Origin of the sequence: Chitinophaga sp. HK235 (assembly GCF_018255755.1) — a bacterium.
Taxonomy (GTDB): Bacteria; Bacteroidota; Bacteroidia; order Chitinophagales; family Chitinophagaceae; genus Chitinophaga.
The window spans coordinates 4,830,938-4,844,930 of sequence record NZ_CP073766.1 but is presented as its reverse complement, the minus strand read 5'-3'; the positions used below and the strand labels follow the sequence as shown (position 1 = coordinate 4,844,930).

Annotated in this window: 13 protein-coding genes; 10 read left to right on the top strand and 3 right to left on the bottom strand. The window is 48.5% G+C overall.

Annotated features, from left to right (window positions below; all coding sequences use genetic code 11):
* Window positions 1-11: 11 nt before the first annotated feature.
* Complete coding sequence (locus KD145_RS17905) at window positions 12-356, bottom strand: carboxymuconolactone decarboxylase family protein (RefSeq protein ID WP_212000425.1); 345 nt, start codon at window positions 354-356, stop codon at window positions 12-14.
* Window positions 357-596: 240 nt separating this feature from the next.
* On the opposite strand from KD145_RS17905, the gene KD145_RS17900 reads away from it, so the two are divergent.
* The gene (locus tag KD145_RS17900; protein ID WP_212000424.1) at window positions 597-2,807 is read left to right on the top strand and encodes a transferrin receptor-like dimerization domain-containing protein; all 2,211 of its coding nucleotides are present in this window, start codon (window positions 597-599) and stop codon (window positions 2,805-2,807) included.
* A 68-nt stretch (window positions 2,808-2,875) separates the two neighbouring features.
* Here KD145_RS17900 and KD145_RS17895 read toward each other — a convergent pair whose 3' ends face one another.
* Complete coding sequence (locus KD145_RS17895; protein ID WP_212000423.1) at window positions 2,876-4,612, bottom strand: N-acetylmuramoyl-L-alanine amidase; 1,737 nt, start codon at window positions 4,610-4,612, stop codon at window positions 2,876-2,878.
* 136 nt (window positions 4,613-4,748) lie between these two features.
* Window positions 4,749-6,542: an acyl-CoA dehydrogenase family protein gene (locus KD145_RS17890; RefSeq protein ID WP_212000420.1), complete on the bottom strand. Its 1,794-nt coding sequence runs from the start codon at window positions 6,540-6,542 to the stop codon at window positions 4,749-4,751.
* A gap of 230 nt (window positions 6,543-6,772) precedes the next feature.
* Between KD145_RS17890 and KD145_RS17885 the strand changes: the two genes are divergently transcribed.
* The 9 genes from KD145_RS17885 (at window position 6,773) to KD145_RS17845 (ending at window position 13,900) form a co-directional block, all read left to right on the top strand.
* Window positions 6,773-7,570: an alpha/beta hydrolase gene (locus KD145_RS17885; RefSeq protein ID WP_212000418.1), complete on the top strand. Its 798-nt coding sequence runs from the start codon at window positions 6,773-6,775 to the stop codon at window positions 7,568-7,570.
* Between the two features lie 5 nt (window positions 7,571-7,575).
* Window positions 7,576-8,718, top strand: a complete 1,143-nt coding sequence (locus tag KD145_RS17880) for a glycosyltransferase (protein WP_212000415.1) — start codon at window positions 7,576-7,578, stop codon at window positions 8,716-8,718.
* Window positions 8,719-8,733: 15 nt separating this feature from the next.
* Window positions 8,734-9,864, top strand: a complete 1,131-nt coding sequence (locus KD145_RS17875) for an ABC transporter permease (protein WP_249219423.1) — start codon at window positions 8,734-8,736, stop codon at window positions 9,862-9,864.
* A 44-nt stretch (window positions 9,865-9,908) separates the two neighbouring features.
* Window positions 9,909-10,343, top strand: a complete 435-nt coding sequence (locus KD145_RS17870; RefSeq protein ID WP_212000414.1) for a hypothetical protein — start codon at window positions 9,909-9,911, stop codon at window positions 10,341-10,343.
* Window positions 10,344-10,412: 69 nt separating this feature from the next.
* Window positions 10,413-11,513, top strand: coding sequence for a glycosyltransferase family 1 protein (locus KD145_RS17865; RefSeq protein WP_212000413.1), 1,101 nt, complete (start codon window positions 10,413-10,415; stop codon window positions 11,511-11,513).
* A gap of 81 nt (window positions 11,514-11,594) precedes the next feature.
* Window positions 11,595-11,936: a gliding motility protein GldC gene (gene gldC / locus KD145_RS17860; RefSeq protein WP_212000412.1), complete on the top strand. Its 342-nt coding sequence runs from the start codon at window positions 11,595-11,597 to the stop codon at window positions 11,934-11,936.
* Window positions 11,937-11,956: 20 nt separating this feature from the next.
* Complete coding sequence (locus KD145_RS17855) at window positions 11,957-12,406, top strand: GatB/YqeY domain-containing protein (protein WP_212000411.1); 450 nt, start codon at window positions 11,957-11,959, stop codon at window positions 12,404-12,406.
* A gap of 114 nt (window positions 12,407-12,520) precedes the next feature.
* Window positions 12,521-13,063 carry a CvpA family protein gene (locus KD145_RS17850; protein ID WP_212000410.1) on the top strand — a complete coding sequence of 181 codons (543 nt, stop codon included), beginning with the start codon at window positions 12,521-12,523 and terminating at the stop codon, window positions 13,061-13,063.
* A gap of 60 nt (window positions 13,064-13,123) precedes the next feature.
* Window positions 13,124-13,900 carry an alpha/beta fold hydrolase gene (locus tag KD145_RS17845; RefSeq protein ID WP_212000409.1) on the top strand — a complete coding sequence of 259 codons (777 nt, stop codon included), beginning with the start codon at window positions 13,124-13,126 and terminating at the stop codon, window positions 13,898-13,900.
* The last annotated feature ends 93 nt before the right edge of the window (window positions 13,901-13,993 follow it).

Below are 13,993 nucleotides of genomic sequence, written 5' to 3'. Positions count from 1 at the left end.
ATCCTGTAAAGTTACTGATTATTCAGTTCTTCCCAATATTCGGCTGCCCGGCGGGTGTGCGGAATAACAATCGTTCCACCTACAATATTGGCCACCGCAAAGATTTCATACATTTCGTCGGTGGTGATGCCCTGTTCATAACATTTGCCCAGATGATATTTGATACAATCGTCGCAGCGCAGTACCATCGACGCTACCAGCCCCAGCATTTCCTTGGTTTTTGTACTCAGCGCTCCCTCGGCATAAGTGTTGGTATCGAGGTTAAATAACCGGTTGATCACCTTATTCTGCTTCCCCAGTATTACTTCATTCATTTTCCCACGGTAGTCGTTAAACTCCTGTATCGTATTTGACATATTGTTCCGCTTTAAATGTTAGCTATATTATTTCACAGGGATAAAGCTATGAAAGTGTTTACAAATATACATTAATCTACTGGTTGAGTGGACTGTTTGACCTATAACGTATGATTATGAAGGATAACTAAAAGTTATGTTGATGATTTTTGCTCAAAAAAAGCCTATTGGTATGGTGGACTATTTGTATATTGTTGGATATACCAACTTTTCTTTTCAACCAACACATCTAAACGTCTTATGATGAGAACTCATTTTTTACTGGCGTTATGTTTATGCGCGGGTGCTACAGCCCAGGCGCAAGACAAAAAAATGCTGGGATATACCGATAATGAAGTAGCCCGCCAGCAGCAGCTGGAAGCCCGTTTTGATCAGCAGCTCAGCAGCAGCCACATCGGAGAAACCATCAAAACCCTGTCTTCCAGGCCACATCATATCAGCTCAGCCGGAGGCAAAGCGGTGGCTGAAGACATCCTGCAGCGTTTTAAAAGTTATGGCTGGGATGCGGAAATTGTGACTTACCAGGTGTTGTTTCCCAAGCCTAAAGAGCGGGTGCTGGAAATGACTTCCCCCACTACTTACAAGGCTCTTCTGAAAGAGCCGGCCCTGAAAGAAGATGCCACTTCCGGCCAGGAAGGCCAGCTGCCTACCTACAACGCCTGGAGTGCTGACGGTGATGTAAGTGCTCCGCTGGTATTTGTCAACTACGGCCTGCCTGAAGATTATGAATACCTGGAACGTGCCGGTATAGACGTACGGGGTAAAATAGTGATCGCCAAATACGGCCGCTCCTGGCGGGGTATCAAACCCAAAGTAGCCCAGGAACACGGCGCCATCGGCTGTATCATCTACTCCGATCCCAAAGACGACGGCTATTTTAACGGAGACGTATACCCGCAGGGAGCCTTTAAAAATGAATACGGTGTACAGCGCGGCTCTGTGATGGATATGGTCATTTATCCCGGAGATCCGCTCACGCCCAATATTGGAGCTACTGCCAACGCCAAAAGACTGGACCGCCTTCAGGCTCCTAACCTGCTGAAGATACCAGTGTTGCCTATCAGTTATCATGATGCGGCCCCACTCCTCAAGGCACTGGATGGACCCGTAGCACCTGAAGCCTGGCGTGGCGCGCTGCCCTTCACCTATCATATCGGTCCGGGAAAAGCCAAAGTACATTTGAAACTATCCTTCGACTGGCAAATACGTCCCTGTCACAACGTGATAGCCAAATTAAAAGGTGCTGAAGAGCCCGATCAGTGGGTGGTGCGTGGTAACCACCATGATGCCTGGGTAAACGGCGCTTCCGACCCTATCAGTGGCCTCGCTGCCCTGCTGGAAGAGGCTAAGGCTATCGGGCAGCTGAGCAGGGAAGGCTTCAAACCACGCCGTACCCTGGTATACTGCGCCTGGGACGGTGAAGAGCCCGGACTGCTGGGTTCTACCGAATGGGCAGAAGACCATGCTGCTGAATTACAGGAGAAAGCAGTGGTATACATCAATTCTGATGGCAACGGCCGTGGTTTCCTCGGCGCCAGCGGCTCTCATGCCCTGGAAACACTGGTCAACCAGGTGGCCCGCGATATCACCGATCCACAAACCAATGTCAGTATCCTGGCCCGCCGCCAGGCTGCTGATGTGCTCAGGGCCGCCACTACCAGGCAGAAAAAAGAGAAACTTTCCCGCCAGGGTATCAATATCAACGCAATGGGCTCCGGATCAGATTATTCCTCCTTTCTGCAGCACCTGGGCGTACCTTCTCTGGACTTCGGCTTCTCCGGTGAAGATGCCGGCGGGGAATACCACTCTATCTACGACTCTTACGATGACTATGTAAGGTTTAAAGATCCCACCTTCAGCTACGGAGTAGCGTTGTCAAAGACAGCCGGTCATACTGTTCTTCGTATAGCCAATGCTGTTGTTCTGCCATTCGACTTCCGCAAACTGTATGAAACAGTAAACGGATATGTCAGCGAGCTTACAGAACTGGCTACAGACATGCGTGAAACAACCGCCCTGGAAAATCAGCTCGTAAAGGAAAACAAATACCAGCTGGCTACGGATACGGCTAAACACCTGCTGCCTCCTGTTGCTAAAGTACCGGTGCCCTATATCGACTTCTCTCCGCTGCAGAACGCACTGGCGGGGCTGGACTCCATTACCCAGGCTATCAGTAGCAATAAACAGCTGGCAGGTAATCCTGCGCTGAACAAAATACTCTATCAGGCCGAACAGCAGCTGTTGAACGAAAAAGGGCTGCCATCCCGCGCCTGGTATAAACATACATTATACGCGCCAGGCTTTTATACCGGCTATGGTGTGAAAACCGTTCCGGGCGTGCGGGAAGCTATTGAACAACGTCGCTGGTCAGAAGCAGCAGAACAGATCGGGGTAGTAGCTGCCGCTATCGACAGATTGACAAAGTATTTGCAGCCGCTGAGCGGCCGCTGATACAGCACATATCACTAAAAAGGGCTGACCAGTTTATGCTGGTCAGCCCTTTTCTATTCGCTGATATATTACATGGTTTTGAGATAGTCTTTCAGGCCCTGCACAATCTTGTTGATGATTTCCTGCTGGAACTGCGGTTCAAGTATTTTTTCCTCATCACCGGGATTGCTGATGAAGAGGGTTTCTATTAGTGCGTCCGGGAACTCCGTTGGGTTATTGAGGATGAAGTTGAAGTCGCCGTTGTTTTTGAAATCATTCAGTCCTGTTTCAAGTAATCGCTTGTGGATGGCGGCATTCAGCGGCTCGCAGAACGGGTGTTTGTAATAGGTGGCGGTACCTGTAACATCCACGGGATTACCGGAAGAATTGAGATGTATACTGAGCAGCAGGTCGGGGTCGGCGCGGCGGAAGAGGGAGAGGCGTTCTTCGTTGGGCACCAGTCTTTCTGTGGTACGCGACATGATGATAGTAGCGCCTTCTCTTTTCAGGGCAGCCTCCAGCTGCAGGGCGAGGTTGAGGGTAAGTGTTTTTTCGTACACGCCGGTGAGGCCTACAGAGCCCATATTGCTGCCGCCGTGACCTGCGTCTATACCGATCACCAGATTGCGTAGAGACAGGTTGGCCGGAACGCGTTTAACCTTCACCGTTATACGGTTGTTTTCATAATAAATCTGGTATCCCCAGGGAGCGTGTTTGAGGGAAATCACCATGCGGAGCACGTCATGGGTAGGTTGTTGCCATTGTAGGCCGGTGATTTCACGGGTACCCTGGAGCTGCGTGCTGATGCCGTTTTCGGCGTAGGCACCGTGAATGTCAACGATGATTTTACCCGGAGACACCATCTGGGTGGATGTATAGGGCAGTTTATCTGACAGTGCTACCGATACATAGTCTGCTTTTTCGTCGCCCCATACTTTGGCATCGGAGACGATGCTGACAGGCATGGGTTCCTGCGGGATGTCTGTATCCACCAGTGGTTCGGGGATAAACGCTGTCCGCTGGGAGGAGAGGCGTACTTTATAGTAATCGCCCTGCCTGCCTATGATGTGGAGCAGTACGTCTTTATCGAGATAACCTATTTTATCCGGGCCGAGGCGGTCGCCTTCAGCAGCGGAAGTAAGGTAGGTCATGTTGTCGATGGTGCGGCCGGTGAGCGGTATCTCATGGCGCATCATGCTGTAATGGTAGGTGCTGTTTAAGATGGCTGTTTCACTGCCATTGTAGAGCCTGACCTGTATTTTTCCGTTCAGCAGGGAGTCTGCTGGCTGCAACGCGTAGCTGCCAACATAATAGCCGGGTACACCTCCTGTTTGAGCGGCTGGTAATTCGCGCAGGGGCGAATTGTTGAACCAGCTGGCATGCCCGCCGGGATAACCTTTCATCTTTACATGCAGGGTATCTCCTACAGACAGTTGCAGGTTCCCTTTGGGAGAGATTTCCACAAAATCTATCCGGAAGCTGCTGGTAACTCTGGGAGGAGGAACCGGAGCATAATACCAGGTAATATTTTTCGTGTATGTTTTGCCGTTAGTAGTGTCTTCTGCTGTGATGGTGAATGAGTTTCTACCTTCCTTCAGCTCTTTTTTAACGGCGAAGGTGCCGGTGCTGTATACGTAAACCGGTTCATTGTTGATGGTGACCTTGCAATCGGTACACGTCCTGCCGGCAATAAACTGCCGGGCGGTGTTCACATTGGTTTGTTCCCGGGAAGGTTGGCTGAGCCGGAGAAAAGCCTGGCTGCTGGCCCAAAGGGGAACTACAATGGCAATAACAGTCTGTAGTAATAGTTTCAATGCTTGCTTCATATCCCTGCGTAATCATGTAAAGATAAGAGGGAAATAGGAGAGCGCGATTGGTATTTAATGATTTAGATGTTTGATGATGGGATGATGGAGTGGGAAGAAACCATCATCTCATCATCAAACAGTCCATCATCCAATCTTAGAAGATGTATTTATTTTCAGCAATCAGTTTGTCCGCAATTCTTCTGCGGGCATCTTTTGCGTTGAAAGGTTCTGCTTTGGTGAAGCGTTTGAGGCCCAGCAGCATCATCCGTTGTTCATCACCTTCGGCGAAGGCGTTGATGGCGTCTTTACCGGATTTGTTGATACGGTCAGCGGCATCGTAGATGTAGGTACGCACGATGTCTGTCTGCAGTTCGGCGGCGGCTTCTCCTTTATGCTGAACAAGTTTCTGGAGGCGCAGGAGGGCGCTTTCGGCCACGAATGTTTCGATGGCCATATCAGCGATGTCCATCAGCACTTCCTGTTCTGTTTCCAGCTTCATCATGAGCTTCTGGGCGGCGGCGCCAGCGGTCATAAGGATGGCCTTTTTAAAATTGGTGATCATCTTTCTTTCCTTGCTGAAAGCGCTTTCATCGTCGCTGCCAAAATCAGGTATGCTCATCAGTTCCTTCATCACGTTCATGGCAGGGGTCATCAGGTCCAGTTTGCCTTTCATGGCCCGTTTTAGCGTCATGTCGAGAGTGAGCAGTCGGTTGATTTCGTTGGTACCTTCGAAGATGCGGTTGATGCGGGAGTCACGGTAAGCTTTGGAGATGATGTATTCATCGCTGAAGCCGTTGCCACCGTGTATCTGTACACCTTCATCCACTACATAATCCAGTACTTCAGAACCATTAACTTTCAGGATGGCGCATTCTACGGCATATTCTTCCGCGGCACCCAGCAGGGCTTCGTTGAAAGGTTTGCCGGAAGCCAGCAGTTCTTTTTCTTTTTCGTCGATGAGCTGTGCGGTGCGGAACAGGGAAGACTCTGAAGTCCAGGTACGGATGGCCATTTCCGCCAGTTTATGTTTGATGGCGCCGAAATTGGAGATCGGCTGTTTAAACTGGTGGCGGGTATTGGCATACTGTACGGAAGTGGTGATACACTTCTTGGCTGCGCCGAGTGCGGCCGCACAGAGTTTCAGCCTGCCTATGTTCAGGATATTGAAAGCGATCAGGTGTCCTTTGCCAATTACGCCCAGTACGTTTTCAACAGGTACTTTGGCGTCCTGGAAATAGATCTGGCGGGTAGAAGAGCCTTTGATGCCCATTTTGTGTTCTTCGGCACCCAGGGTAAATCCGGGAGTACCTTTATCCACAATAAAGGCAGTGAATTTATCGCCATCGATTTTAGCGAATACGGTAAATACATCAGCGAAACCGGAGTTGGTGATCCAGCTTTTCTGTCCGTTCAGTACATAGTATTTACCATCTTCGGTGAGTTTGGCGGTAGTTCTGGCTCCCAGGGCGTCAGAGCCGGAATCCGGTTCTGTGAGGGCGTAGGCGCCTTTCATTTCGCCGGTAGCCAGTTTTGGAATATATTTTTGTTTCTGGGCTTCTGTACCAAAATACAGGATAGGGAGCGAGCCGATACCCGTATGGGCGGCCATAGCTACAGAGAACGAGTGGCCGGCACCCAGCCCTTCATTGATGATAGTGGCGGTTACGAAGTCTTTGCCCAGGCCTCCATATTCTTCAGGGAAAGAAGCACCCAGTAGTCCCTGCTCACCTGCTTTCTCCAGGAGAGAAGGCATCAGACCCTCTTCCAGTTTATCAATACGCTCAACGATCGGCGTTATTTCTTTACTGATGAACTGGTCGGCCATATCTTTGATCATCAGCTGTTCCTCCGAAAAATCTTCGGGGGTAAACACATCTTCCGGAACACTTTCCTTTACCAGGAACTCTGCGCCTTTCAGCGCCTGCTTATTTTCTACTGTTGCGTCCATGTTTATCTGATTTTTGGTACTTCCGTAATTTACCGAATTAAGCTGAAATAAAACCATGCCCTCCCTGCATTATTATAACGCTTGCCCCACTGGTTGCCATCACTGCGGGCACTTGACAGGATAGCTACCTACCGGAGTGGGAATATTTTAACAAAACCGAAACAGTATCCGGAAAACCTGCGCCCAAAGCTGGGTAAGACAAAGTTTTTTCCCTATCATTGTTCCCCCTTATGGATTTCTATTTGCCATATGCTAAAAGCCAGTTTCATGGAATCAGCAGCGGAACAGGTCCGCAACTGCTGATCTGTTTGCACGGATTTGGTGAAAGTGCCGCACACTTCGCCCCGCTGGCAGCCGGTTTGGGAGATATATTCACCGTCGTGGCACTGGACATGCCCTTACATGGAGAAACCAAATGGAATGAAGAACGCCCTTTTGAAAAGGCCGATCTGGAAGCCATTATACTGCTGGTACTGGAACAGCAGGGCAAAGAACGTTTTTCACTGCTGGGCTACAGCATGGGCGGACGACTGGCACTCTGCCTGGTGGAAACCATGACCAGTCGCATAGATCACCTGATCATGCTGGCAGCAGATGGCCTCAGAAACAATCCATGGCATATGTTTGTTACTCAAACCAGCATAGGTAATAAACTTTTCAAGTACAATACTGATCATCCCCAATTATTTTTTACGCTGCTGAAAGGATGGCGGAAACTGGGACTGCTTAATCAAAGCGTTTACAAATTCGCACTGCACCGGATGGACAAAACAGAAAAAAGACTGCAGGTATACAACGTATGGACAACCATGCGACATATGATGCCGGATAAAAAGAAGTGCAAACAATTACTGTCCCGCTACAACGTTTTAACACTCCTGATATTCGGGAAATACGACCGGGTAATACCACCGGTACTGGGTACACGCTTTATGGACGGTTCATTTACCTGTAAAATGCTGGTGCTGGAAAAAGGGCATCAGCTGATTTCAAAGGAGCTGGGCTCCATTATCAAAACAAATATTTAACCTGGATGTATTTTTTCCTGATTATAGTTACCGGACTGGCACTTGGATACGGCGTACTGATGTTGTGGTACAGCCTTGGCTGGAGAAAACTGCCGGAATTTGTACCTGCACAGTCACCGGGTGGTAATACCCGCGTGACCGTTATTATCCCCGCACGCGATGAAGCTGAAAATGTACCGGCGCTGCTGAAATCACTGCAACAACAAACCTATCCGGCAGATCTGCTGGAAGTGATCATTGTAGATGATTTTTCCACAGACGATACCGCCGGAATTATCACCCGCTTTCCGGCTACCAACATTCACCTGCTCCGTATGCAGGACCTGCTTAGTAAAGATGAACGGCTTAATTCCTACAAGAAAAAAGCAATTGCCATGGCTATCGCCCGGGCTAAAGGTGACCTTATCGTTACTACAGACGCAGACTGTGTGATGGGCCCCCGGTGGATAGAAACCATTGTACAGTTTTATGAAACGTACCGGCCCAAATTTATCGCGGCGCCGGTGAGCTTTTATAAGGAGCGTAATTTCTTCATGAAACTTCAGTCGCTCGATTTCATCACCATGCAAGGCATCACGGGTGCCGCGGCCTGGCTCAAATCGGGCACTATGTGTAATGGGGCCAACCTGGCTTATGAAAAAGCAGCTTTTCATGCGGTAGGTGGTTTTACAGGGATCGATAATATCGCCTCCGGCGATGATATGCTGCTGATGTACAAGATCTACAGCGCTTATCCTGATGGAGTCAGGTATCTTAAAAGTGAAGAGGCTATCGTGCGTACTTTACCGGTAGATACACTGAAGGGATTTATGAACCAGCGCATACGCTGGTCATCGAAAGCCGACAAGTATGAAGATAAACGCCTTACCTGGGTGTTGTTACTGGTATATCTTTTTAATGTAAGTATGCTGGTATTGGGGGCAATCGCTTTGTTTGTACCACATTGGTGGCCTGCGTTCCTGATTCTCCTGCTGCTGAAGGTAACACTGGAGCTTTATTTCCTGGTACCGGTAGCAGGCTTTTTCCGTAAAACAGCTTTATTGATATGGTTTATCCCCGGACAGTTGTTTCATATTCCTTATATTGTTCTCGCCGGATGGCTGGGCAAGTTTGGAAGTTACCAATGGAAGGGCCGGCAGGTGAACTAAAAAATTATTTTACAGTTGTCCGATATTCAATCTGCCTGGAAAAGGCTGCGAAAAAACAAAGGTGCACTGGCAGGCCTGATCGTCATTGCAGCGGCGGTAGTAGTCAGTTTTTTCGCTTATATCATTGCTCCAGATAACACTCCCGATGCCAACAGGATGGTCCTCGAAGTAGGAGGACAGCATCCGGGTTTCCGTATTCATATGCTGGCAGTCAAAAAAGCGCAGCCGGTGGTCAGGGTTTCTTTTTTTCAGCGATTATTATTCGGCCAGGAGTCGGATATGACATGGACACCTGTCCGTTCCTGGGAATTTAAAGACAGCACCCTGCTGGTGCAGCGTTATGTAGACGAGACTACCTCACGGGAAGAAAAATATAACCTCCGCGATGTTTGGTATGGCAGCCAGCAGGAAGCGGGACTCTCTGTACCTCAATTGCAGGAAAACATTGTCCGCCACCGCATCTTTCCGGTTACCTACTGGCTGGGTACCGACAAGTTTGGCCGGGATATCCTGAGCCGGCTGCTGGTAGGCACCCGGGTGAGCCTGGGCGTAGGATGTATTGCAGTGATCATTTCCCTTACTATAGGCGTGTTTATGGGTGCTGTAGCCGGTTATTTCAAAGGCACGGCTGATGATATGGTGATGTGGCTGGTAAATGTGGTGTGGTCTATGCCTTCGCTGCTGCTGGTATTTGCACTGACACTCGCGCTGGGTAAGGGCTTCTGGCAGGTATTTATAGCCGTGGGGCTGACGTTGTGGGTAGGGGTGGCCCGTATTATCCGTGGTCAGATACTGGCCCTGCGGGAACTGGAATTTGTAGAAGCCGCCCGGGCATTGGGATACGGACATACCCGTATTATCGTAAAACATATCCTGCCCAATATCCTGGGGCCTGTAATGGTAGTAGCGGCTGGCAACTTTGCTACGGCTATTGTGGTGGAGGCGGGACTTAGCTTTCTGGGGGTGGGCGTACAACCGCCACAGCCTTCCTGGGGTCTCATGATCAAAGAGAATTACAATTTCATTATTACACACAACCCGCTGCTGGCGCTGGCGCCGGGTGTGGCTATTATGATGCTGGTGCTGGCTTTCAACCTGTTAGGTAATGGCTTGCGGGATGCCCTGGATGTGAGAAGTAAAATTTGATTTACATATGATAAAATTGTAATTTCATCTTATATACCCTTGTTATGCCACTGAAAAAATATCTATCCTTGTTTCTCATAGGTGCCTTGTTGGCACTGACTGCCTGTAAAAAAAAGAAGGGTGGTGAAGATCCGGCTCCGTCTACTCAGGAAGAAGCCCTGAAGCTGGAGTTATCCGGAGTGGTGGCAGGCAAGGCCAACGTGGCAATGGACAGCACCTTTACCTTTCAGGTGAAGATCACTTCCAAAATGCCGGAAAAAGGGGTACGGGTAACCATGAACGTAGTGACAGACCCTGCGGGCATTCCCCTGGCACAGGATGCCATACCAGATGCCACCACCGGTACGATCAATATTACACTCCGGCATCTCAAGGAGGTAAAGACTTATAAAGTAACACTTACCCTGGCATCATTGGGCAATACGGCCAACATTACCACGCCAGTGGAATTCCTTATCACCAACAAGTCGGCCGGCTGATAAATTATCACTGTTGCGGCATGTCAAAATAGCGTAGGTTTGCAGGCTGTCACATCAAGTGAAATATCTATGCAAATTGCTGTTAATGCTACTTGCCTGAGAAGGGATTTACCCGCCGATACCGGCCAGGTGGCTACTGAGATCATATCTGCATTATGCCGGCAACAGCCGGAGCACCGGTTTACCTTTTATTTTGACGGGGAGGTTCCTGCCCATCTTAACTTTCCAGCCAATGTTACTACTGTAGTGCTGCCACTCAAAGGCAACAAGGCCTGGCATCGTTACTGGTGGCTGGAATGGCAGCTGCCACATGCAATGAAGACAATAAAGGCAGACCATTACATAGGGCTGGACAGTACTTTGCCTCTGAGAAGCAAGGTGCCGGCTACTATCCTGCTCCGGGACCTATCTTTTTTGAAGAATGCCGGTCTGCAATCTGCGCAGGAACAGGCTTCCCTGAAAAAAAAGATTACCCGTTATCTCGACCGGGCACAGCAGATCGTAGTACTTTCTGATACCACCAAAGCGGAGCTGCTGCGTTACGCGCCAGGAGCCCGCAATAAAGTATTACAGCTGAGTGCAGCCATTGACAGTAGCCTGTTCCGGCCACTGGAATGGGAAGATCGGGAGGCGGCTAAAAAGGCCTGGTCTGGCGGGGTGGAGTATTTTTTGGTAACTGGAAGCATTCATCCGAGGAATAATATAATGCCGGTTTTTAAAGCGTTTTCGGCGCTAAAAAAACGGCAGCGTACCAATCTGAAACTGGTATTGGCCGGTAATCTGACGGCTGCCGGGGCTGAGATCGCGCAGGCACTGGAAAGTTTTAAGTTCAGGCATGATGTAGTGTGGCTGCAGGATCTGACGATGGCACAGCTGGCGGAGGTAACAGGTGCCGCCTATGCACTGGTGTATCCCGCTCGTTTTGATGGACTGCCGCTGCCCATCTATATGGCACAACAATGCAAGGTGCCGGTGATAGCGCTGGAAAGTGAGGCTGCCCGGGAAGCTGCCGGTGATACAGCATTGTATACAGACCCTGCCAATGTGGATGATCTGGCGGAGAAAATGAGCCTGCTGTATAAGGATGAACAGCTGAGAAGCAGGCTGCTGGCCAAGGAACCGCCGGTAGCCCCGGCAACTGGCTGGGATGCAGGGAATTGGGGGATTTAATCGTTATTCGGGTCAAATATCCAAATAACCAAATATCAAAATCCCTAAATGATAGTTATTTTTGCGCTTTAATGAAAAAACATGAACAAGAAAAACATACAGATCCAGGTGGGTCTGGACGAGAATAAAGTGCCGGAATCGATTGAGTGGAGTGCCACTGATAACAAGGAAGACCGCCTGATCAAGGCCAAAGCCATGATGATATCTTTCTGGGACCCGGCTGAAAAGGCTGCTTTACGGATTGACCTCTGGACCAAAGATATGATGGTGGATGAAATGGCCGACTTCTTTTTTCAGACTATGATGACCATGGCTGATACTTATGCCAGGGCTACCCAATACCGCGACCAGGCGGATGAATTAAGGGCTTTTGCTAAAGAGTTCTTTAAGAAATTCCAGGAAAAACAGCAGGCTGAATCCTAATCCATTAAACGTAACCACATATGTCTTTAGAAACAAATATCAACGCCGAGATCAAAACGGCGATGCTGGGCAAAAAAGAAGCTGACTTGCGTGCGTTGCGCGCTATCAAAGCCGCTATTCTGCTGGTTAAAACAGCGGAAGGTGGCAGCGGAGAATTGACTGAAGCTGATGAATTAAAGCTGCTGCAGAAACTGGCCAAACAAAGGAGAGACTCCCTGGAAATTTTCCGTCAGCAGAACAGGGAAGACCTGGCTGTGAAAGAAGAAGAAGAGCTGGCCGTGATTGAACGTTTCCTGCCCAAACAAATGAGCGAAGATGAGTTAAAAGCTGCTGTGGCTGAAATTATTGCTTCAGTAGGTGCTGCATCTCCTGCTGATATGGGTAAGGTAATGGGCGTAGCCACCAAACAACTGGCTGGTAAAGCAGACGGAAAGGCTATTTCCGCTATGGTAAAAGAACTCCTTAAATAAATATTTAAATATTTAAAGATTTTTTAATTTTTGATTTTTTGATTTTGGAATTTGAGACCTTCTTCCATTCCAAAATCAAAAAATCAGGAATCAGAAAAATCGAAAATTATTACTTTGTCAATAGATATCGTTTTTGCCATTATCATGGTAATAGCCCTTTATAAAGGGTATACACGTGGATTGATAGTGGCCGTTTTTTCGCTGGTTGCCGTAACACTGGGACTGGCAGTTGCCCTTAAACTTTCTGCAGTTACCGCTACACTGGTGCAGCAACGATGGGATATACATTCCCGTTGGGTGCCGATGCTTTGTTTCGTTTGCCTTTTTGTGGGAGTGGCATTACTGGTAAGACTGGGTGCCAGCGCACTGCAGAAGCTGATAGAAATGGCCATGATGGGATGGCTGAACAGGCTGGGTGGCATTCTGTTGTACAGTATGATATTCACGATTGTTTATAGTGTGGTATTGTGGATTGCCAACCAGATCTATCTGCTGAGCCCGGAAACCAAACTGCATTCAGTGGTATATCCCTATATTGAGCACATAGGCCCCTGGGTATTGGATCATATGGGAGAGTGGATACCGGTCTTTAAAGACATATTCTCCCAGCTGCAGGCGTTTTTTGATAAAGCTGCCGGACACTTACAATCAGCCTGACAGTATTTAGATTAATAAAAAGAATTATTTTAGCGTAAAATTGACTTTCAAGATTTGGCAATGGATTACGAAATCAAAACACAGGGTAAGTTTAGTTATATAGAAGAAGGAGAAGGAGAACCACTGGTATTATTGCATGGACTTTTTGGTGCTTTGAGCAATTTCTCGCACATGATCGAGTATTTCCGGCAGTATAACAAGGTTGTGATACCCATGTTGCCCCTGTATGATTTAAACATCCTGGAAACGTCTGTTGGCGGCCTGGCTAAGTTTGTGCACAAGTTTGTTGAAGCCAGAGGCTACCAGAATGTGCACCTGCTGGGTAATTCCCTGGGTGGCCATGTGGCGCTGGTATATCTGCTCAAACACCCGGAAGCGCCTATTAAGTCGCTGATACTCACTGGTAGTTCCGGTCTGTTTGAAAATGGTATGGGTGAAACCTATCCTAAAAGAGGAGACTACGAATATATCCGTAAGAAAGCTGAGCTTACTTTTTATGATCCGAAGATCGCTACCAAAGAACTGGTGGACGAAATGTTTGAGATTGTCAACAATCGTCTGAAAGTGATCAAAATCATCACCCTGGCTAAATCTGCTATCCGACATAACCTGGGAGATGAACTGAAAGACATCAAACAACCTACACTGCTGATCTGGGGTAAAAATGATACCGTTACACCTCCTATGGTGGGCGAAGAATTTCAAAAGCTTATACCTAATTCTGAACTGGAATTCATTGATAAATGCGGCCATGCGCCCATGATGGAAGTTCCCGACGAGTTTAACAAGATCCTGCACGCTTTTCTGGAGAAACTGAAGACGCAGCCAAACACCTGAACCGTTTCTGGTATTGCGTATAGACCGCCCTCTGCAGGTGCGGCAGGATAACAGTACATGTAATTTCTTTTTCTGTTGGAAGATTCTTTGTTA